The sequence below is a fragment of the Natronorubrum bangense genome (assembly GCF_004799645.1).
Lineage (GTDB): Archaea > Halobacteriota > Halobacteria > Halobacteriales > Natrialbaceae > Natronorubrum > Natronorubrum bangense.
In genome coordinates this window covers 1410116-1430276 of the sequence record NZ_CP031305.1, presented here as the reverse complement: position 1 = coordinate 1430276, position 20161 = coordinate 1410116, and the positions used below count along the sequence as shown (strand labels likewise).

The 20161-nt window shown below is 60.5% G+C and carries 19 protein-coding genes; 7 read left to right on the top strand and 12 right to left on the bottom strand.

Going from position 1 to position 20161, the window contains the following annotated elements; translation table 11 throughout:
• Nucleotides 1-146 precede the first annotated feature (146 nt).
• The 8 genes from DV706_RS07100 to DV706_RS07060 all read right to left on the bottom strand — a co-directional run bounded on the left by DV706_RS07100 (nucleotide 147) and on the right by DV706_RS07060 (nucleotide 8918).
• Nucleotides 147-575, bottom strand: coding sequence for a CBS domain-containing protein (locus tag DV706_RS07100; RefSeq protein ID WP_240756837.1), 429 nt, complete (start codon nucleotides 573-575; stop codon nucleotides 147-149).
• A gap of 153 nt (nucleotides 576-728) precedes the next feature.
• On the bottom strand, nucleotides 729-1841 hold the full coding sequence (locus DV706_RS07095) for a pyridoxal-phosphate-dependent aminotransferase family protein (RefSeq protein ID WP_006065313.1): 1113 nt from the start codon (nucleotides 1839-1841) through the stop codon (nucleotides 729-731).
• A 417-nt stretch (nucleotides 1842-2258) separates the two neighbouring features.
• Complete coding sequence (locus tag DV706_RS07085; protein ID WP_006065314.1) at nucleotides 2259-3569, bottom strand: TIGR00341 family protein; 1311 nt, start codon at nucleotides 3567-3569, stop codon at nucleotides 2259-2261.
• 218 nt (nucleotides 3570-3787) lie between these two features.
• Nucleotides 3788-4714: a ribonuclease Z gene (gene rnz, locus DV706_RS07080; RefSeq protein ID WP_006065315.1), complete on the bottom strand. Its 927-nt coding sequence runs from the start codon at nucleotides 4712-4714 to the stop codon at nucleotides 3788-3790.
• 132 nt (nucleotides 4715-4846) lie between these two features.
• Nucleotides 4847-5056 carry a YgaP family membrane protein gene (locus DV706_RS07075; RefSeq protein WP_006065316.1) on the bottom strand — a complete coding sequence of 70 codons (210 nt, stop codon included), beginning with the start codon at nucleotides 5054-5056 and terminating at the stop codon, nucleotides 4847-4849.
• 244 nt (nucleotides 5057-5300) lie between these two features.
• Complete coding sequence (locus DV706_RS07070) at nucleotides 5301-6470, bottom strand: poly-gamma-glutamate hydrolase family protein (protein ID WP_006065317.1); 1170 nt, start codon at nucleotides 6468-6470, stop codon at nucleotides 5301-5303.
• Nucleotides 6467-7711: a Mur ligase family protein gene (locus tag DV706_RS07065; protein ID WP_006065318.1), complete on the bottom strand. Its 1245-nt coding sequence runs from the start codon at nucleotides 7709-7711 to the stop codon at nucleotides 6467-6469. The genes DV706_RS07070 and DV706_RS07065 overlap by 4 nt, the downstream gene beginning before the upstream one ends.
• Nucleotides 7712-7748: 37 nt before the next feature.
• Entirely contained in the window at nucleotides 7749-8918 is a 1170-nt protein-coding gene (locus tag DV706_RS07060; protein WP_006065319.1) for a poly-gamma-glutamate biosynthesis protein PgsC/CapC, read from the bottom strand.
• 727 nt (nucleotides 8919-9645) lie between these two features.
• Here DV706_RS07060 and DV706_RS07055 point away from each other — a divergent pair.
• The 3 genes from DV706_RS07055 to DV706_RS07045 all read left to right on the top strand — a co-directional run bounded on the left by DV706_RS07055 (nucleotide 9646) and on the right by DV706_RS07045 (nucleotide 12445).
• Nucleotides 9646-10743 carry a DUF7282 domain-containing protein gene (locus DV706_RS07055; RefSeq protein WP_006065320.1) on the top strand — a complete coding sequence of 366 codons (1098 nt, stop codon included), beginning with the start codon at nucleotides 9646-9648 and terminating at the stop codon, nucleotides 10741-10743.
• A gap of 169 nt (nucleotides 10744-10912) precedes the next feature.
• Nucleotides 10913-11917: an AAA family ATPase gene (locus DV706_RS07050; RefSeq protein WP_006065321.1), complete on the top strand. Its 1005-nt coding sequence runs from the start codon at nucleotides 10913-10915 to the stop codon at nucleotides 11915-11917.
• An 84-nt stretch (nucleotides 11918-12001) separates the two neighbouring features.
• The gene (locus DV706_RS07045) at nucleotides 12002-12445 is read left to right on the top strand and encodes an acyl-CoA thioesterase (RefSeq protein WP_006065322.1); all 444 of its coding nucleotides are present in this window, start codon (nucleotides 12002-12004) and stop codon (nucleotides 12443-12445) included.
• A gap of 8 nt (nucleotides 12446-12453) precedes the next feature.
• Here DV706_RS07045 and DV706_RS07040 read toward each other — a convergent pair whose 3' ends face one another.
• A complete protein-coding gene (locus DV706_RS07040) occupies nucleotides 12454-13851 on the bottom strand; it encodes a hemolysin family protein (RefSeq protein WP_006065323.1) in 1398 nt (465 codons plus the stop codon).
• A gap of 100 nt (nucleotides 13852-13951) precedes the next feature.
• Here DV706_RS07040 and DV706_RS07035 point away from each other — a divergent pair, with 100 nt between their 5' ends.
• The 3 genes from DV706_RS07035 to DV706_RS07025 are packed head-to-tail and all read left to right on the top strand — an operon-like array spanning nucleotide 13952 to nucleotide 15423.
• Entirely contained in the window at nucleotides 13952-14272 is a 321-nt protein-coding gene (locus DV706_RS07035) for a glutaredoxin family protein (protein ID WP_006065324.1), read from the top strand.
• Nucleotides 14272-14781 carry a redoxin domain-containing protein gene (locus tag DV706_RS07030; protein WP_006065325.1) on the top strand — a complete coding sequence of 170 codons (510 nt, stop codon included), beginning with the start codon at nucleotides 14272-14274 and terminating at the stop codon, nucleotides 14779-14781. The genes DV706_RS07035 and DV706_RS07030 overlap by 1 nt, the downstream gene beginning before the upstream one ends.
• A gap of 54 nt (nucleotides 14782-14835) precedes the next feature.
• Nucleotides 14836-15423 carry an L-threonylcarbamoyladenylate synthase gene (locus tag DV706_RS07025; protein ID WP_136350832.1) on the top strand — a complete coding sequence of 196 codons (588 nt, stop codon included), beginning with the start codon at nucleotides 14836-14838 and terminating at the stop codon, nucleotides 15421-15423.
• Here DV706_RS07025 and DV706_RS07020 read toward each other — a convergent pair.
• Nucleotides 15420-16100 carry a CRISPR-associated protein Cas4 gene (locus DV706_RS07020; RefSeq protein WP_006065327.1) on the bottom strand — a complete coding sequence of 227 codons (681 nt, stop codon included), beginning with the start codon at nucleotides 16098-16100 and terminating at the stop codon, nucleotides 15420-15422. The two genes, DV706_RS07025 and DV706_RS07020, sit on opposite strands and share 4 nt — an antisense overlap.
• Before the next feature lie 128 nt (nucleotides 16101-16228).
• Nucleotides 16229-16819 (bottom strand): hypothetical protein, encoded by a 591-nt coding sequence (locus DV706_RS07015; RefSeq protein ID WP_006065328.1) that lies wholly within the window; start codon nucleotides 16817-16819, stop codon nucleotides 16229-16231.
• Nucleotides 16820-17001: 182 nt separating this feature from the next.
• Between DV706_RS07015 and DV706_RS07010 the strand changes: the two genes are divergently transcribed.
• Nucleotides 17002-19200 (top strand): heterodisulfide reductase-related iron-sulfur binding cluster, encoded by a 2199-nt coding sequence (locus DV706_RS07010; RefSeq protein ID WP_006065329.1) that lies wholly within the window; start codon nucleotides 17002-17004, stop codon nucleotides 19198-19200.
• Nucleotides 19201-19321: 121 nt separating this feature from the next.
• Here DV706_RS07010 and DV706_RS07005 read toward each other — a convergent pair whose 3' ends face one another.
• Entirely contained in the window at nucleotides 19322-20056 is a 735-nt protein-coding gene (locus tag DV706_RS07005) for a type 1 glutamine amidotransferase (RefSeq protein WP_006065330.1), read from the bottom strand.
• Nucleotides 20057-20161 lie beyond the last annotated feature (105 nt).

Here is a 20161-nt window from a genome sequence, read left to right as displayed (position 1 = left end):
CGTATAAATCCGACGCGGGTTCTCGTCGGCTTTCGGTGGCTAGCATCGGTTGCAATATCTGCTCTCGCGGCTGTACAAGGTACAGAGCGCGTCTTCAGCACGCTTTGACAGTCAGCGAGCGATGACAGTCACTGCGAAAAGAACCATCACTGCCCGGACCGTTCGTTCCGCTCACGAAGGATCGTTTTGCGTAAGCGGGGCAGATAATGAGTGAGATTAGTCGTTGTGAGGATGCCGACGAGATCACCATCGTCAACGACAGGGAGCCGCCGGATTGAGTGGTCTTTCATCACGTCGGCTGCTGTGTGGATATTTTCCGAACTGTCGATCGTGATGACCGGCGCAGACAGAAACGAGTCGACACGAACGGATTCGATATCAGCGCCTGCTGCAACTTGCTGCATGATATCTGATTCGGTCACGATACCAGTGACCTCGCCCGTCTCGGGCGCAACCACCACCGTAGAACCGATGGTATGCTCTGCGAAGAGGACGGCAACCTCACACGCCGTTGTCTCTCTACTGATGGTGTGCACCGAGCGTGTCATCACATCTTCTACTGGTTGATCAATCATACCACTCATTCGCTCCGGAGATGGTTAACCCCATATGGGAAAACATCTACAGAGCAGTTGGTTCAGCACACGAGATAGAATGCTGTACCGATAGACCGGCACGACCACAGGATGGGGCGCGGTCGCGCCGAAAAAGGCTTACAGCGGTCCGTCTCAGAGGTCAGCGACGTCTTCGATGGCGTCGGTCAGTTCTGTGATCGACTCGAGGTCGTGTTCGCCCATGTGACCGATGCGGAACGTCTTCTCGCCGAGTTGGGAGCCGTAGCCGTTCGAAAACGCCATGTCGTACTCCTCGTTGACGGTTTCGATGGTTTCGGCGACGTCGATTCCCTGTGTGTTCTCGATACAGGCCACAGTCTGGGACTCGTAGCCCTCCTCGGGGAACATCTCGAAGTGTTCGTCGGCCCACTCACGGACGTACTCGGCCATCTCGCGGTGGCGCTCGCTCCGTGCCTCGTGGCCCTCCTCGAGCATGTACTTCATCTGCTTGCGGTAGGCGAGCATGATCGGGATCGCCGGCGTCGAGTGGGTCTGCCCTTTGCGCTCGTAGTAGTCGATCGTGCGCTGGAAGCCGCCGTACCACGAGGCGGAGCCTTTCTCGAGTTCACGCTCGTAGGCATCGTCGCTGACGACACAGATCGCCAGCCCCGGTGGCATGGCGAAGGCCTTCTGGCTCGAGGCGAAGATGACGTCGATGTTGTGCTCGTCGATGTCGACGTAGTCGCCGCCAAGCGAGGAGACGGCGTCGACGACGAAGTAGGTGTCCGGATACTCGGCGACGACGTCACCGATCTCCTCGATGGGGTTGCGGACGCCGGTCGAACTCTCGTTCATCACGGTCGCGACCACGTCGTAGTCGGTGTCGCTTTCCTCGAGTTCCGCGCGGATGTCCTCGGGCTTGATGGCTTGGCCCCACTCGTACTCGAGGCGGTCGACATTCTTGCCCAGTCGCTCGGCGACGTTGGCGTGGCGCTCGCTGAAACTGCCACAGGTCGGGACGAGGATGTTCTCGTCGACGAGGTTGAGCGTCGACGCCTCCCAGAACTCCGTTCCCGAGCCCGTGAGGATGACGACCTCGTTGTCGGTGCCGAGGAACTCCTTCGTGTCCTCGACGATAGTCGTATAGAGGTCGGTCATCTGGTCCATGCGGTGGCCGAACATCGGCTCGCACATCGCCTCGATAACGTCCTCGCGTACCTCGGTCGGACCCGGAATATACAGCGTCTTGTTTGGATAGTCGTCTTTGTATTCGCGTTTTTCGGTCACGGAAACCACCTGATACGGTCTACTGAGTCGTGGGGTGGTATGGTACTTTTGATACCGCAGCGAAACTGCGTCGGGTGGCCGGCAAACAACGCGATGACGAGGGAACTGTCCGTGCGTCGGCCACGAGAGCAGGCCGCGATAGAACACGCACGCTAAACGCCGAGCCAGCTGACGGCCCAACACATTTGACCGCCCCGAATGTCGGACGACTATGCCGGGGGTATACAGATGCGATTCCTGCACGGCTCACTTCAGGGCGTCACGAAAACAGTGTGGGGTCTGTGGCACGAGCGGTATCGAGACGGATCGTGAGACGTGCCCGAGTTGCGGCACGAGCTTCGATGAGTCACCCTTTCAGCAGTGTCCACGATGTGGCTCGGCCAGCATCGAACGCGTCGCCAGAGACTGACGGAACGGTCATCCCGAGCCAGTCGTGACAAACCTGACCTGGACCGTCGTCTCGTCGGCCGTATGCTGGTTGATCCGCTCGTCGAGTTGCTCGATCACGGCAGAATCGTACGTCTCCGGCGGCCCACCAACCTCGATGATGACGACATCAACCTGCTCGGTTGCATCGAGCGAGGACCCAAACGGCGCTCCATCTTCGTGGACCTCGACCGAGAGCTCGAGGAGTGTTAACGCGTCGTGCTCGGCCAGCACGTCTTCCGCTTCCTGAGACGCCGTCTCTTCGAACGCCGAAACCTGATAGGACGTGTACGTTATCCCAGCCAGAAACAGCGAGAGAACGGCGATGACAACGACGAAGACGCCGATCTGTTTGAGTAGCTTGCGTTGTGCGATCGACGTCTCGAACCAGTTTTCCGGACGATAGCCGATATACCAGAGCGTCAGGAGTCCGGCGAGATTGACCCCAAGGAGGTTCACCAGGACGAGTACTGTCGAACCCAGCGCCGCAACGGGGAGCCCCCACGCGAGCGCGATTCCGGCGGCAGCCATCGGAGGAACCAGCGCCGCAGCGATCATCACACCGACGATCGCCACCGAAAAGCCGGTTGCGAGGCTGAGGATGCCTGCGGCGCCGGCCCCGAGTGCCACAGGCAACAAGAGCAGCTCCGGCGCGATACGCTCCGCAACTTCGTCGATTTCGGTAATCTCGGCTCCGGGTGGTACGAGAAACAGTGTCTGGAACAGCCACGCGAAGATCGCCGCAGCGACAATGCCTCCAGCGACGCCCGCAAACTGATAGCGCATCCCCGTAAAAAACACCTCTCGATCGTTGACGACGGTACCGATGGATGCGCTCAAGGCGGGCCCGATCAGCGGGGCGATCACCATCGAGCCGACAACGACAGCCGGCGAGTCTAACAGGAGCCCAACGGTTGCGACGACGGCGCTGATCAGCGTCATCGTAAAGAACACGCTGAACGTCGGCGTCAGTTCGTTTGCCTGGGTGAGCAGTTCCTGTCTGGAGATCTGTTCTTCTTCGACACTTTCTGTCGCGTACGCTTCCTGAAGTTCGTCGAACTTCGTCGAGACAACCGTCTCAGCGTCCATGACGACGGTATAGGACTCCTGATCGACGCCCACATTCTGGAGCGAATCGAGAATCGGCTCGACGGCGTTCGTCGGGAGCGGAAAGTAGACGACTGTGTCGTACTCTCGGCTACTGGTTTCATCAGTAACGACGTAGTCGACTCCCTCCTCATCGAGCAACTCGAGGACAGTCTCCCGTTTGCCGATCGGTACTGTGACCTGAATGTGGCGCACTGTCACAGGGTCGTGTCCGGAAGCGAAAATACCTGGGTCGGAAGCTGCGTGTGTCCGACAGCTGACCCGTAAAGTCGCCGTTCAAGCCGAACAGCAGTCAGCGAAACAGACCGAGCACATTTCGGTCAGTCTACCGCATACGGTTTGCTGTACCGATGTACCGGCGTAACCACAGGACAGCTCGAGGTCGCGCCGGAACTGACAGATAGCAGCCCGTATCAGTCGTCTGGATACGGAATCCCGAGTTTCTGCCCGTCCTCGGGGACGAACACCTCGCCGTCGAAGATCGCTCGAGCCTGTGTGAGATGGTCATCGGTGTGGCCCGCATACCGCGAGGAGAGATGCATCAAGGCGAGCCGATCCGCGCCGGCTCTGTTTGCAATCTCAGCCGCCTGTCGCGCCGTCGAGTGGGCTGTCGCCGCAGCGCGATCAGCGCGATCGTCAGCGAAGGTCGCGTCGTGGATCAGCAAGTCGGGTTCGTCGGCGACTTCAATCGTCGTCGTCGTCGGCCGCGTATCACCGGTGTAGACGAGCGAGCGACCGGGGCGTGGCTCGCCAACGACCTCTTCGGGGGCGACGACGGTCCCGTCCTCGAGTTCGACCGACTCGCCCGCGTGGAGTTTCGAGAACTTCGGCCCGACAGGGACACCGAGTTCCTCGGCGTGTTCGCGGTCGAACCGGCCCTTGCGGTCGTCTTCGACGAGTGCGTAGCCGACCGATCGGGTGTCGTGGTCGGTCCCGAAGACGCGGACCTCGTACTCGTCGGCCCGGGAGGCGACATCGCCGTCGCCGACCTCGTTGATTCGCACTGGAAACGAGGGGCGGTTGCCGAGGGCGTTGACCAGGCTATTGATCTGGCGGCGCGTGCCGTGGGGCGTGTGGATCGAAAGCGGTTCCTCGCGATCGTTGAACGCCATCGTCTGGAGGAGCCCCGGAATGCCGAGCACGTGGTCGCCATGAAGATGCGTGACAAACAGGTGTGAGATTGAAAAGCCAGTCCCGAAGCGCATCATCTGGCGCTGGGTGCCCTCACCAGCATCGAACAACAGTTGGTCACCCTCTCGAGCGACGAAGAGACTGCTCGGGTTTCGCTCAGTCGTCGGAATTGCCCCAGCCGTCCCCAGAAACGTCACGCATAATGACATCGCTCCATGCTCCGTGTGCCGTGACTAAACGCCCTTCGGATGGGCGGCGTCGTGTGGCTTGCCTGTCCGTGCAGGAGGTCGTCGGTGCCGTGGTCGACAAACGACCGAAAGACCGCCAGAGACGATATCGCGTTACTTTGTGCTGATGCCAAGCGCCGAGTACAGCCCGCACATGCTTGTGGCGGCGGTCCCAAGCAAGACGAGCGCGATCACACCGAGAATGAGTGAGTACACCATCGCCGTGGAGATGACGCCACCCAAAATCGCCAACGAGATCAGGCCACAGACTGCGCCGAGGGCGAAGCGCACGAGTCGATCCGTTTCGCCGATGTTCTGATTCATAAATGACTAGCCCCCATCACGAGTAAAGAGCATTGTGGTACTATTGACGAACAGTATCGGCTGCCGTGGCTGTCGCCGCCAGAACCGTTCGCGAAGTACCATCAGCTGGTGCGGTCTTCGTTCGCTCTACGGGCAGGTCTCCGCTCCCGCAGGATGCGCTGCCCAGGACGAGTCTGTGGCCATCGCTCCGGGTTCGTTCGAAAAAATGGAGTCAGCGTGGTCGGGTACGTCGCTCGAGGGGCGACTACTGCTCGCCGGGAGCGTCAGGACGGGATGGCCGTCGGTCCTGTCCAGGGACGTCGGGACGGGACCGCCGTTTTCCCTGACCAGGTCGCTCTCGAGCACCTGGATCGAGGTCATCCTCGAGCGCGGCAGCGACACCGTAGGCGATTTCTTCATGATAGGCGTGACGAGTCGTGTAGCTCTGTGAGATGAAGATTCCGTCGTCGCCCAAGCGATTGACCAGCATCGAGTCGGCGGCACCGTCGTCGGACAGCTCCGCCTTGAGAACACGGCTCGGCATCGCCTCGTTGATCGAGTCGCGGACTGCTTCCCGGAGCGACTTGTCGGCATTCCCGCCGACGAGAACGCCCCGCTCACAGACTCCACCGAAGTCGACAGCGACGTCGAAGTCGGTGTCGGCGATCCGTCCGAGTTCGGGGTACGATGCTGGGTCGATTTCAGTTGATGGGACGTACCAGCGCTGGAACGCGCCACCCGCAGGGGTCGGGCCCCAGCCGAGCGCTCGCCAACTCGTCGCTGACGTGAGTTCGGCGGCGTACGCCGCTTGTTCGTCGGTCCACGGCTGCATGCCCCCGCCGTGTGGGGCGATCATGACGAGCGAGCTGTCACGCTCGTCGAGTTGCTCGACGAGTTCGCCGTCTCGACGTGCCTCCTTGGCTGAGAGGTCGGGTGCCGGAACGGGCGTCGAAACCTCTACTTCGAACTCGTCGCCGAGCGAGTGGTCGGTTTGCGGTCCGGGACAGCTGTTCCGGTCGCTCGGAAACGGCCGACCATCGGAGAGGTCGAGCCTGGATTTCCCGCTGTCGGGCATTCGAAGCGTTTCTTCGGACGCTTCCGGCCGATCTTCGGTGACCGTGTACGCCGCAAACTCGTCGTCCGTTCGGGTGAGCCGGACCTGCTGGCCGACCGAGAGACCCTGTGCGTCGAGCAGTCGCGGATCGGCCGAAATCGCCGTCGGCTCGAGCACGAGGTCGTCCTGATTGTCGGCGAGTCCGGAAATCAGGCCGGTCTCATACGTTTCGTCGCTGGCGTAGCTCGAGGCGGCCTCGTAGGAGCCGACGCCGAGCCCGAGCAATGCGGGCGAGGCAAGGGCTGCCCCGAGGAACGTCCGTCGGGATGAAATAGAGCGGTGCTGCTCGTTCGTGTCGTTGTCTGTAGGTTCGTTTGTCATTGGTTTGGAGCAATTGGTTGGGTTTCTGTTGTGTTCGTGTCGCGTCGTTCAGAGCTGTCTGTGGATTGGATAGACAGGTGCGTCGAATCGATCTGGCTGCTGTCGTCCGTTCCCCCGCAACGGTGGCGCTGTGTGACTGCCTCGTTTCGTCGCTGAATTTCGTCGTCGAGATCACGCATGAACCCCGCGACTGTGTTCCCCATGACGAGAACTGGCCAGCCGTCGGCAACCGCGTCATCGAGGACGTCGCCTGCGTCTTCTCGATCATCATCGTGGACGATGACCGGGAAGTCGGTCTTCTCAGCGAACAGTTCTGCGTGGCCGCCTGCAACGCGTGCTTGCTCGATCGCGCCCTGATCGGCAAGCGCCTCGAGATAGTCGCGAAACGAGGCAGTTCGGGCACGGCGATCGCGACGCAGGTAGACGAACGGCTGGATTACCTCGCCGTCGTCGACGAGCGATTGCCTGACGAGTTCCGTGCTTTCGACGTCGTTGACGTCAGCGGCATTGAACGCGTTCCCTCCTGGGAGTGCCTTCCAGTCGATGCGGAACTCATCGAGCATGTCGTCGATCGCACGCTCCGACAGCGGCGGTTCGTCGATCGCGTCGAGAACCTCGTTGACGCCATACACCGTCTCCGCACCAGGCAGATCGCTGTGTTTGTCCGGGACAGCAACGTGAGAGATCGTCGCGCCAACCGTCTCGAGCTCGCGCTCGAGGTACGCCTGCAGGCGCGGATCCTGCTCACCGCTGACGACGTGGGTCCCCTCGGGGGTTGCCCGGGCGAACGCCCGAGCGATGTCGGCACGGCTGCCACCGAGGGTATCGCGGTGATCCTGGCGGACGTTCGTGACGACGAGGACGTCCGGCTTGCCGAACGCCTCGTTCATCATCCTGGTCGTGTAGTCCGTGATACCCTGATTCTCGAGAATCAGCGCGTCCGCAGGTGTGTACTTGCGGAGTTCGCGGACGTTCTCGTAGAGCGTGACGCGCTCACCACGACTGATATCGTTTTCCTCGCCGTCGTACAGCGACAGCGGGTGATTACCAGTGATCTTCGCGTAGGCGTCGTATCCGCGGGACCGAAGGGTATGATACAGCCGTTCGGTCGTCCCGGATTTCCCACGGGTCCCCGAGACGACGATACGGACGTCGATCTCCTCCAACCGCTGGCGGTGTCTAACGCCGCGGTTGAACGGTTCAGCGAGTCGCTTTGCGATCTGTGTGAGTGGTTTCGTCACTGGTGGTGTGAAGCTGGAATATGACATGGTCGAAGCGTCAAGTGTGTTTGTGGGAGGTAATGCGTCTCCGTTCGGCCGCACTGGGTCGGAGCCGCTCGAGTCGGAACGCAGTGATCGCGCCCGCAGTGACTGCAGCGGCCGCGAGTCCGAACTCGAGAAGACCTGGATCGACGAGCAGTCCGGCCTGCGCCGGAGAGATCAGCACTCGCAACCCACCAAGGAAGCCGACGAACGCACCCGCAGAGAGTGCGAGCGACATCGATCGGTGTTCCGGCGGCATCCGGTGAAGATTGTACGCACCGATACCGATCAGAATCGCTGTAAAGAACAGGTGAAGTCCCGTCGTCACTGGCGCGACAATCGCAATCGGGATGGCACCGCTGACTGCGATTGCCAGTCCGATCGCGAGCAACACCCGTCCGTACAGGAGCGTCCGACGGTGGATCTGGGTTATCAACCAGTAGACGACTGCGAGCCCGGCGACGTACAGCGGGAGCACCGCAGCCGACTGAAGCGAGAACAGCGCCAGCAACGGCAGCGCGATGATGCCGTTGAGTCTGATCCCCCAGCGGAAGTATACGCCCTCGGAGACGAACAACCCGATGAGGATGACGCCGAGGATCAACGAGAACGACGCATCGAGGGTGAACGCCGATTCGCCCACCGTTGCCTGCTGGAGCGTGGCGATATCGGAACCATCACCGTACAACACTGGTGGTGTGAGCTGTCCAAGGTATGGGGCCAGGCTGAGGGAAACGAGCCCGACACCAAGTCCAGTCAATCCGATCAGTGTCGCAACGCTCAACAACACGTCGTCGCGGCGTCGATCCGACTCGAGTTGATGATAGTTGTAGGCGGCAACTCCTGGCAGAATACTCGCGACGAACGCGACTTCTGACAACATGAGTCCAGGAACGCCGGCCAGTGAGAGTCCACCGAAGACACCGAGTGGAACGGTCATACTGATCCCCATGCTGGCCAGCAGGAGCTGGCGTCCGAACAAGAACGTTCGGCGCTGGAGGATAGTCAAACCATAGTAGGAGGCAACGATGCCGAGTATGAACGCCGGGATCGCGATGAAGTCGTACAGTGCATACACTGCAAACAACGGGACGACGAGGACTCCGGATAACCGAAGGCCGTGCCGCTGTACGATGCCAATCCCAATCAACAACCCAAGTACCGTAAGCGTCGCAGCGACGATCATCGGTTATCGACGTACGTCGTCGTTCGGTTGCGTCCATCTCGTCTGCCCCTCTCATCCAGTATGCATACTGTCTGCAGTGGTGCTGTCCGTCGGCGATCCAACGACCGATACCGCGGGACGCGGTCATCGGCGCTGATCGTTCGGGGGCAATTACTCGATGCCGGTGAACTCATAGATACAAGTGCTTTGCATTGATAAATAAACCTTTTCTAGACTAGTTTTTATATTTTCAATTCATGTTTAAACATATTTTTATATAATTACTATTAGATCAGGTTGGAAATAACAACAGATAGCGGATATTGATCCGCTCGAGAGGCTGAGTATCACAGAGAGCAACTGTGACCGGGTATATTTCAATCGCTCTGCAATCGTATATTTATATAAATAGTTATATTCGCAGCCAGTGTATTGGTAACTATCAGTGTGACTGATGTTTCCACGCAATCGCTACCGAAAACGAGTGGCAATTCCCGCGCCCGAGAGAAGAGCCGCCGACAAGCAATCGAGAACCATCAGTCATAGACTGGTAGCCGGTTTGCAAACCGGTTCGGCAGCCTCCTCGACCTGAACGTGGATCGTGGCCTCGTGACGTTCATAAGCCCATGCTGAATCGACAGCAGTAGCGAATCACCTCGACGTTTTACATCGCTGCACCGCTAAACGGCTAGCAACGCCATTTGACTCCCACTCGGTGTCTCTCTGTGGCTAGCAACACCATCATACAATGAGTTCGAGATTGACGTTCGGAACCATCAAACGCGTCGGCGCGATCTTGATCGCAATCACGATCGTACTCGCCGCGGGGATCATCGTCGGGCAAGCTCCAGCCATTTTCGGTGTCGAGGAAGATCCCGAGGCATCGATCACCTTCGAGGACCAGCAAGGCGACGGCGACTCCGTTGTCATCGATGAGGTCACGCTCTCGGATGGCGGGTTCGTCGTCATCACCGACGGCGGCGATGAGCCACTCACAGTCTCGGAGTATCTCGGTTCGGGCAGCCACGAGAACGTGACGGTGGAAGCTGACGAGGCCGAGCTCGTCGGCCGCCTGGCCGCGACGGTCCATCAAGATACCACCAACGACGAAACCTACGCATACGAGGAGAGCGACGGCGCAGACGATCGACCGTATCTCGAAGACGGATTCCCAGTTGCAGACACCGCGACAGTGCTGACGGTCGAGGACGACGACGCACTCACCGACTCGTTCGTCGTTGACGACATCAGCGCGCCCACAGCAGCGACCACGAACGAGACGATCGAAGTCGCCGCTGAAATTACTAACCCAACAGAGTTGGAAAATCAGGAAAACGTCGTTTTCCGCCTCGATGGGGCTGCTCTCGAGCAACGGGCAGTGACCCTCGAGGGTGGTGAAACTCGCGAAGTCAGCTTCGAAGTCGACACGACCGGGACCCCACCTGGCGAACGGATCCTCGGTATCTACACCGACGGCGACGGCGTCCTTGAGCCGATCGACCTCGAGTTGCACACCGACCCGTACGTCGAGGTCGTCGATGCAAGCGACGAGAACGTCACGGTCGACATGGCAACACCAGAAGACGGCTTCGTCGCTATCGAGGACGAGGACGGCGCCGTGATCGCAACGAGCGAGGACCTCGACGCTGGCGAACACATCGACGTCAGCATCGAGTTCGATGAGAACGTCACGGTCGACGACGACGCGGAACTCACGGCCGTCGTCTACGACGGCGATCCAGACGACCTCGACGCTGCAACAGTGCTCGAGCACGAGGGCGAGCCCGTCGAAACGACGTTTACGATCGCAGACGCGGCTGACGAGGAAGAGGACAACGACACCTAACCCACTGGGCGACGACTAATACTGCCAGACAACAGTCAGTAACCGCCCGACCGCGTCTCACAGCTCGTCGCTTTTGGCGACGACCGCTCGCGTGCGATCGGTACGTGAATCGTTCTGTCTGGCAGTATAACCGACCGATTCTTACCCACCCCAGCCCTACCGTCTGGCGATGGACGCGCCGCTGTGGACCGACACCCACGCCCCCACGCTGGCCGAGTTGCCACAGGACGATGCTCGTGAGTATCTCGAGCGAGCCGTCGACGAGCCGATCAACCTCCTGCTACAGGGCCCACCCGGAAGCGGGAAGACGGCGGCGGCGCGCGCACTCGCTCGGGAGGCACACGCTGACCCGGACAACGACTTAATCGAGATCAACGTCGCTGACTTCTTCGGACGCACGAAAACAGAGATCAAAAACGATCCCCGCTTCGCCCAGTTCCTCGTCGGCCGCTCGTCGATGAGCAAACGGGATATGATCAATCACGTCCTCAAAGAATCCGCAAGCTACGCTTCCGTCTCCGGCGAGTACAAGACGATCCTGCTCGATAACGCCGAAGACGTTCGCGAGGACTTCCAGCAGGCGCTCCGGCGGATCATGGAACAACACCACCGGACGACGCAGTTTATCGTCGCCACCCGCCAGCCCACCAAGCTCATCCCGCCGATCCGCTCGCGGTGTTTCCCCGTCTCCCTGCGCGCTCCCTCGAGCGAAGAGACCGTCACCGTCTTAGAACGGATCGTCGAAGCCGAAGGCGTTGCGTACGAGCCCGATGGCCTCGAGTTCGTCGCGGGCTACGCCGGCGGGAATCTCCGGCAGGCGGTGCTGGCCGCCCAGACAACCGTCGAAAACGAGGGTGAGTTGACGATGCAGGCGGCCTACGAGACGATCGGCGAAGTCGGCCTCGAAGACGAGGTCGAGGCGATGGTAGACGATGCCGAAGCCGGGTCGTTCACGGACGCCAGAAAAGCTCTGGACGACCTGCTCGTCGACGAGGGATTAGACGGCGAGGAAGTCCTCGATGCGATCCTCGAGGTGGCTCGCAAACGATATCAGGGCGACAAGCTGGCTCGCATGCACCGCCTCGCAGCTGATGTCGAGTTTGAGATGCACGAGGGCTCGAGCGACCGGATTCACGTCTCGCATCTGTTGGCGGAACTGGGCCGGGACGCCTGAGAGGCGATCGATCGGTGACGAGTCGCTTGCGTAGCGACAACTCGAGTAGGTGTTTTCTTGATGCCATCCTGTGAAGAGGTGGATATGCCAACTGTCCTGGAAACACATATCCAGAATCGATTCCGTGTCCAGCCGAATCACGCGAACAACAACGACACGCTCCACGGTGGCAACCTCATGAAGTGGTTAGACGAGGTCGGCGCGATGTCGGCGATGCGCTTTGCCGGCGAGACCTGTGTCACCGCCCGTGTCAACGAGCTCGACTTCGAGCGCCCGATCGGGATCGGCGATACGGCATTAGTTGAGGCGTTCGTCTATGACGCCGGGCGAACGAGCGTCCATGTCGGCCTTCGAGCCTGGCGTGAAGAGCCCAGAAGCGGTGAAATGGAACGCACAACCGAGTCATCGTTTACCTTTGTCGCGATTGACGAAGACGGCTCCGCGGTCCCGGTTCCAGAGCTCACTGTCGAGTCCGACCGGGGACGAGAGCTGCAAGCGCGGATGCTCGAAGTCGAAGACAACTCATGAACGCGCGGTCAGTCTCGAGTCGCTGACCCCTCATCAGCTTCGGGGTCCCCGTCGGCCGCTGGCTCGGGTGGCTCCTCGAGTTTCCGCAGTCGAGCTTTCATGATTCGGGTGTTCTCGACGGTCTCAACGGTGATACGGACGCCGTCGTAAGTGATCTCCTCGCCTTCCTCGACGAGTCGTCCCGCACGGTTGAAAATGAAGCCGGCGATGGTCTCGAACTCCTGCCCTTCGGGGAGATCGATATCGAGCGCCTCGTTGACGTCTTCGATGTTGACTTCGCCACGGACGATAACGGTCCGCTCGTCGAGTTGCTCGACCGGTTCTTCCTCGCCGGTTTTCAGGATCTCGCCGACGATCTCCTCGATCATGTCCTCGACGGTCACCAGCCCTTCGGTCGTCCCGAACTCGTCGATGACGATTGCCATATGCATCCGGTTTTCGCGCATCTCGGTCAGCAGTTCGTCGACGTTTTTCGACTCGGGGACGTGTAGCGTCGGCTGGATGAGGTCCTCGAGGCACAGGTCTTCGGCCTCAGTTTCGCCATAGTTGAGGTCACGCACGAGATCGCGGATGTGGACGACCCCCTGAACGTTGTCGAGGCTCCCCTCGTAGACCGGCACGCGGGCGTGACCACTCTGGATACAGGTCTCGATCGCTTCGTCGATCCCGGCGTCTTTGGGGACCGCCGTCATGTCCAGCCGGGGGGTCATCACCTCCTTGACGATCGTGTTGTTAAACCGAAAGATGCGTGTGAGCATCTCGTGTTCTTCCTCCTCCAAGACGCCCTCGCGCTCGCCGGATTCGATCATCTCCTGGATCTCGTCGCGGGTAACGTAGGGGGATTCGATCGCCCCTGTCGAGCCTGTGAGCTTGTTGACCTGCCGGGTGAGGTAATCGAAGAGGACGATCAGCGGGTAGAGCAGATACTCCGTAGCTTTCAGCGGTTTCGAGATTCGGACTGCCCACGACTCAGTGTTCTCGACCGCGTACGACTTGGGTACGCTCTCACCGAAAAGGAGCACGAGTGCGGTGATCCCGAACGTCGCCAGCAACACCCCGACCAGTCCGCCGAAATGAAGCGACAGGATCGCCGTCGCGATCGAGGACATCGCGATGTTGACGATGTTGTTGCCGACCAGAATCGTCACCAGCAGTCTGTGGGGATCGTCTTTGAGCGATTTTACCAGCTCTGCCCCCGCCACACCGTCCTCGACCATTCCCTCGAGGCGGTGTTTCGGCAGATTAAACATCGCGATCTCCGAAGAGGAGAAGAATCCGGAGAGGCCAATAAGAACCGCCACCGCGAGCGCACCGAAAACCGTCACTGTCGACCGATCGAACTCGAGGCCCACGACTGGAACCTCGTAGACGGCAATCACGACCTCGAGGAGCGGAGATAACGCCATTGATATCGAGAGTTGTAGCCGAATCGGTTAACAGTTTACCATTATCCCTCGAACTCGCCGCCGACGACACGCTTACCCGCCTGTTTGCCCAACGAATGGTATGGGAGCACTCGACAGCGCAGCCAGCGACGCGCCGATCACATTCTACCGACTGCAGGCCTGTCCGTACTGCGAACGTGTGACCCGGCTGCTCGAGGCGTACGACCTCGAGTACACGTCTCGGTTCGTCGAACCACTCCACTCAGATCGAGACGTCGTCAAACGCGTCGCTGGCGTCCGCACCGTGCCCGTCATCGTCGATGCGCGGACTGGTGTGACGATGGCCGAAAGTGGGAATATCGTCGACTATCTCGAGACGACCTACGGCGAGGGAACGGCCATCGCCGAGACAGCGGCCGTTGCCAACGGCGGTGGTGAGTAATGCCGGAGTTCGAGGTCGTCGATCTCGGCCCCACCGACCATCCAACGGCCGGAGACGAGGCGCCCGAGTTCACTCGGCCACTGGTCACCGACGAGTTCTGGCAGGATCAAACGCTCTCTGAACTCGTCGCCAACGGACGGACGATTCTCGTGTTCACGCCGATGATCGGCTCGTTCGTCGGCAAGTACGTCTGGGACGAACTCACCGAACGGGGGTGGGCCGACTGCGACGAGCAGGTCGTCGGCGTGACGGCGTCGACGCCGTATGCGATTTCGAGGTTCATCGACGAGAACGACGCCCCGTTCACGCTCTTTGCAGATCCCGCCAACGGGGTCGCCGACGACTACGGCATCGCCCACGCGCTCGACGGGATGACCGGAATCAGCGAGCCTCGCTTGGCGTTCTTCGCGGTCGGCCAAGACTGCACTGTCGAGGCCGCGTGGGTCGCAACCGAGTGGCCCGAGTTCCCCGATTACGACGCCCTCGAGGAGCGTCTCGGCCTCGTGTAGCTCTCTCAAGCGGTCACGATACGCTTTTGTCGGTGACCGGCCGATCTGTACCAAATGAGTGATCTCGAGCGTGCAGCAGCCGCGATCAACGACGGGAAACTCGTCGTCTACCCCACGGAGACTGTCTATGGGCTCGGTGCAGATGCGCTCGATCCCGACGCAGTCGACGCCGTCTTCGACGTGAAAGACCGAGACCGGTCGAAGCCGATCTCGTTTGCCGTGCCCTCAGTGCCGTCGGCACTGAGATACGTCCGCGCGACCGACCGCGAACGCCAGTTCATGGCCCGGTTCCTCCCCGGACCGGTAACGGTGCTCTGTCGTCGTCGAGAGTCCATTCCAGATGAACTTACGGCCGGCCGTGACCGAGTCGGCGTTCGAGTGCCGGACCACGACCTCGCGCTCGCGCTCTGTGAACGCGCCGGCACCCCAATCACCGCGACGAGTGCGAACGTCAGCGGACAGGGGAGCGTTCGCACACCCGAGGCCCTCGATCCGGCAATTCGCGAAGCCGCCAGCGTGGTTCTCGAGGCGGGCGAAACCCGGGGTACCGAAAGCACCGTCGTCGATCTCTCGACGGCGACGATCCACCGTCGCGGAGCGATGGCCGACGAAATCGAGGCATGGCTCGAGCGCCGGTGTTAGAACCCGAGCAACGACCGGAGCGTCCGTGTTCGAACGCCGCACTCGCTGGCGAACGCACAGCTGTCACACTTCGAACGGTTGCTGGTCCGCGCCGGTGGCCCGTCGAGTTCCCGAACCGTCCGCAGCGCTCGCCGGTACCGTGCTTTCCGGCGTGTCGTCAGGTCGACCGACCGGACAACGCCGTAGGCAGGATACTCGAGCCAGACACGCTCGACCGATTGCTGGTGTTCCCAGGCGATCGCTTTCGCGGCCGCGACGGCATGGACTGACTGTGGCTCCCAGACACCTTGCTCGGGTGGCTTCCCAGCCGAAATCAGGGCTGGCTCAAGGGGGTCTGTGAGGACCTTATGGACGATGCCACGACAGCGGCGTCCAGTTGCGAGGACGTTCCGATCGCGAGGGGTACAGAGTCGCTCCCAGTGACCACCGTCAGTGAGGCGCTGGCGAGTCGTCTCGAGTTGATCGCGATACCGGACGGCGCTGACGGCGATCGGTTCGGACTCGAGTGCGCTGGCTGGTGTCTCGAGTAACGCCTCATAGCGCGTCGCGAGGTCGCGAATCGCCTCGACTTCTGGTGGTGGCTCGCGGTCGGCGTCGCGTGTTCGCTGGTAGTAACACTTTCGCGGACAGTACGCGGCCGTCCGGAGGTCGCTAAACGAGATCTGGGCTCGAGACACGGGCCGTCTGGCCGCCCGATTGGATAAAAACTCTCGTGTCCGACAGCGGCCGCTGTATCCAGAGACGGCGCGAGCGACCGTCTCGAGTGCACCAGCGGTGCACGCAGTCGTTTTCGAAAATCAGCGAGCTAGAACTCGACGTCCGTTTCCATGCCCTCGGTGGCGTCCTCGAGGCCGTCCTCGCGGACGTCGGTCGCCATTCGCTCGGAGAGGTCGGCATCCGCGAGAATGCTGTCGAACTCGTCGCGGTAGCGGTCGTTTGCCGCTCGCGATTCGTCCTGAGCCATGGCGACACGCCGATAGCGTCGAATTTTGGCTTCGCTGACGTTGTACTCGTCGGCAAGCGTGGCATCGCCTTCCTCGCGGTCACGGATTGCCGCGAGGTCGACCTCGTCGGCATCTGCCTCGTCGATGAGGTGGAGTGAGAGCCGTGCCTCGAAAATTTCGTCGGCGTCGACACCGAGGTCGGCGGCGATTTCGTCGTCGGTTTCGTCCTCGTAGAAGGCTTTGGCGACCGTAATGAGGTCGTCATCCGACAACGGCGTCTCGAACTCGTATCGGTCTCGCATCTGTGCGACGACGTTCTCGAGACGTTCCGCGGTCGTTCGCTCGTCTCGCTCGAGCGAGCCGCGGGTGTCTTCCTGTGATTCGGTGATCGTTTCCTCGCCGTCGGTGACGTCAGTGAAGATATCGCGGAGCTGCTCGGTTTTTTCGTTCATGGGTGGACACTCCCGGTGGGTGGCTATTTAAGCCTGTTGCCAGATAGCGTGGGGGGTAGCGAACCAGACATTGACAACAATTATAAACTTGAAACTATAGACGGGTTTTCGCAAGAAGGCGTAGTGATTGGCTACCGAAGGGTGTGACAAGAACTAAGTCACATCCCACCACGTCATTGTATATGAACATCATAGCACAGACAGAGGTGGGGAGAGAAACCTACCTGGGGATCGGAAGCACCGGCTATGCGGTGTTCTATCTCCTCGTCGCAATCACGCTTGCCGTCTTCGCCTACGGAGTCTACCGGCGGTTCAGTCGGTACACCGACGGTGATGACGACCCGTTCGCACGACTCGACGAGTTGCCGTCCCGAATCGTCAGCGCAGCCAAGATCGTCCTCTCAAACGAGAAGCAGTTCAATCGGGATCTCTACGGCGGTCTGATGCACTCGTTTATTCTCTGGGGATTCCTGACCCTGCTGATCGCGACGACGATCATCGCCGTCGAACAGTACGGCACGGAGCTGCTCTTCGGCATCGCGTTCTGGCAGGGTGACTTCTATCTCGCCTACCAGTTCATGGTCGACGCGATGGGACTGCTGTTTGTCGTTGGGATCGGGATGGCGATCTATCGTCGCTACTGGGTCCGAAATAACCGTCTCTGGGGCCGTCACACCTCCAGCGAGGACGATATCTTCATCTGGACGCTGTTCGGCCTCGGTGTTGGTGGCTTCCTCCTCGAGGGGCTTCGCATCTACATCACGGGGATGCCCGAACACGAAGTGGTCAGCTTCGTCGGCTACGGGCTGGCGTTGCTGTTCGGTGCGGTTGGCCTGCCGACAACGGAGGCCGCGCTGAGTGCGAACTACGCGGCGACGGAGAACCTCGCGTTCAACGCCGAGACGCTCCACTGGCTCTCCTGGTGGTCGCACTCGCTGCTCGCGCTGTTCTTTATCGCGTGGATCCCCTACGCCAAGCCGTTCCACATGCTCTCGTCGTTCGCGAACGTCGTCGTTCGCGACGAGAAAGCCGGCGCTCGGCTGCCGAACGTCCCCGCCGATCTGGACGCGACCAACGCCGAATCCATCGACGATTTCACCTGGAAGGAACTGCTCGATCAGGACGCCTGTACCAAGTGTGGCCGCTGTTCGTCGGTCTGTCCGGCCAAGGCCTCCGACCGGCCGCTTGACCCACGTGACGTCATCCTCGACCTGAAAAAGTACCGTGAGGAACTCGACGCAGGTGGCGAGGAACAGCCGATCATCGCCGACGGCGGCACGAGCGTCATCAATACGGAGACGATGGAGTCCTGTATGGCCTGTATGGCCTGTATGGACGCCTGTCCCGTCGAGATCGAACACCTCCAGTCGTTTACCCGACTCAACCGTCAGGCGACCGACCAGGGAGATATCTCGAGTTCGATGCAGGACGTCTTCCAGAACGTCATGCAAAACGGCAACACGTTCGGCGACAGTCCCCGCAACCGTGGCGACTGGACCGACGACCTCGAGTTCGACGTCACCGACGCCCGCGAAGAGAAGGTCGACTACCTCTGGTACGTCGGCGACTTCCCGAGCTACGACGAGCGCAACAAGCAGGTCGCCCGCTCGCTGGCGACGATTCTCAAGGAAGCTGATGTCAGCTTCGGCATCCTCTTCGACGATGAGAAGTACGACGGCAACGACATCCGCCGCGTCGGCGAGGAGTTCCTCTACGTCGAACTCGCTGGCCACCACGTTGAGACGTGGGACGACTGTGAGTTCGACACGATCGTCTGTACCGATCCTCACTCCTACAACACGTTCAAAAACGAGTATCCGGAGGTCGACTTCGAGGAGTTCGCCGACGACCCGATCATGCCCTTCGAGTACGAGGAGTTCTGGAACGACGACGGCGAGATCGACGTCTACCACTGGACCCAAGCGGTCGAAGAACTCGTCGCCGAGGGCAACCTCGAACTCACCGGGACCGAACTCGACTACACCGTCACCTACCACGATCCGTGTCACCTCGGCCGGTACAACGACGAATACGAGGCCCCGCGTGAGCTGATCAAAGCGACGGGCTGTACGCTCGATGAGATGCCACGTAACCGCGCCAACGCCTTCTGCTGTGGCGGCGGTGGTGGTGGTCTCTGGATGGACTTCGAAGAAGAACCGAAACCGAGCGAGGAACGCATCCGGGAGGCACTCGAGGACACCGACGCCGGCCCCGATATCGAGAAGTTCGTCGTCGCCTGTCCGATGTGCATGACGATGTACGAAGACGGTCGCAAAACGGGCGGCTACGAGGACGAGATCGAGATCGTTGACGTCGCCGAACTCATCATCGAAGCGATCGGCAAAGCCGACGAGGCAAGCGTCGAAGTTGCAGCCGACTGATACGGTCTGACTCGGTTTTCACTGCCGCTGTCGCTCGTTTTGTCGCCTCATTTCAAGAACACCACACCGAGCGTCAACGTCACAGAACCGCCAACAGCTTCGACTCAGAAAAAAGCGCCCGCTAGTCGGACGACCGAATGGACGGAGACTGCGTAACCGACTCGGCGGCCACATCGGCTGTGTTCACTTCGCGAACGAACTCGAGGAAGTTCTCGAAGACGAGTTTCGCCTCGCAAGCTTGTTGGTAGTTGTCCCGGGTAATCTCCTCGAGAACGGAGTCACGACGCTCGTCGGAGAGTTCTTTGCGGTAGACGAGTTCGCGGGCCGTCTTCGGGTCGTATTCGGGATGGAACTGGACGCCAAAGACGCGATCCTTTCGGAAGCCGTGGTTGGAATACTGGTTCGTCGCGAGCGGCTCTGCACCGGGGGGAAGCTGTGAGACTTCGTCGGAGTGGCTGGTAAAAGCGGTAAACGACTCGTCGATGCCGTCGAACAGCCGCGACTCGCCGAAGTGTTCGATCTCGCTGTACCCGACCTCGTAAACACCCATATCTTCGACGGTGCCGCCGAGAACGTCCGCAAGCAGCTGGTGTCCCCAACAGACGCCGAGAAACGGTATATCGCGCTCGATTGCGTCGCCGACCCATTCCTTCGTGGCCTGAATCCACGCTTCATCCCAGTACACCGACGATCGAGAGCCGGTGACGACGGCTCCGTCATACTCGAAGCCGTGTGGCACCTCGCCCTCGGTCGCGTTGAACTCCGACAGCGAGGCGTCGAGTTCGCGCCGGAAGTTCCGTGTTGTGTTCTGATCCTGATGAGCTGCGTTCAGGACAGCGATACGGAGCTGACTCATTGCTCTGTACTGGCAACTCAGGATGGATAGGCTTTCTGCCACGAGCCGACGTTGCCGCAACCACGAACAGCACAATGAGTCCGTCCTCGAGTCGGCTCTCGAATT

Bases quoted from the DNA above. Each gene is read 5' to 3' on its own strand.
- DV706_RS07055 (WP_006065320.1), top strand. From the start codon at position 9,646: ATGAGTTCGAGATTGACGTTCGGAACCATCAAACGCGTCGGCGCGATC.
- DV706_RS07005 (WP_006065330.1), bottom strand. From the start codon at position 20,056: ATGAGTCAGCTCCGTATCGCTGTCCTGAACGCAGCTCATCAGGATCAG.
- DV706_RS07075 (WP_006065316.1), bottom strand. From the start codon at position 5,056: ATGAATCAGAACATCGGCGAAACGGATCGACTCGTGCGCTTCGCCCTC.
- DV706_RS07035 (WP_006065324.1), top strand. From the start codon at position 13,952: ATGGGAGCACTCGACAGCGCAGCCAGCGACGCGCCGATCACATTCTAC.
- DV706_RS07060 (WP_006065319.1), bottom strand. From the start codon at position 8,918: ATGATCGTCGCTGCGACGCTTACGGTACTTGGGTTGTTGATTGGGATT.
- DV706_RS07040 (WP_006065323.1), bottom strand. From the start codon at position 13,851: ATGGCGTTATCTCCGCTCCTCGAGGTCGTGATTGCCGTCTACGAGGTT.
- DV706_RS07015 (WP_006065328.1), bottom strand. From the start codon at position 16,819: ATGAACGAAAAAACCGAGCAGCTCCGCGATATCTTCACTGACGTCACC.
- DV706_RS07070 (WP_006065317.1), bottom strand. From the start codon at position 6,470: ATGACAAACGAACCTACAGACAACGACACGAACGAGCAGCACCGCTCT.
- DV706_RS07050 (WP_006065321.1), top strand. From the start codon at position 10,913: ATGGACGCGCCGCTGTGGACCGACACCCACGCCCCCACGCTGGCCGAG.
- DV706_RS07030 (WP_006065325.1), top strand. From the start codon at position 14,272: ATGCCGGAGTTCGAGGTCGTCGATCTCGGCCCCACCGACCATCCAACG.
- DV706_RS07045 (WP_006065322.1), top strand. From the start codon at position 12,002: ATGCCAACTGTCCTGGAAACACATATCCAGAATCGATTCCGTGTCCAG.
- DV706_RS07025 (WP_136350832.1), top strand. From the start codon at position 14,836: ATGAGTGATCTCGAGCGTGCAGCAGCCGCGATCAACGACGGGAAACTC.
- DV706_RS07100 (WP_240756837.1), bottom strand. From the start codon at position 575: ATGATTGATCAACCAGTAGAAGATGTGATGACACGCTCGGTGCACACC.
- DV706_RS07010 (WP_006065329.1), top strand. From the start codon at position 17,002: ATGAACATCATAGCACAGACAGAGGTGGGGAGAGAAACCTACCTGGGG.
- rnz (WP_006065315.1), bottom strand. From the start codon at position 4,714: ATGTCATTATGCGTGACGTTTCTGGGGACGGCTGGGGCAATTCCGACG.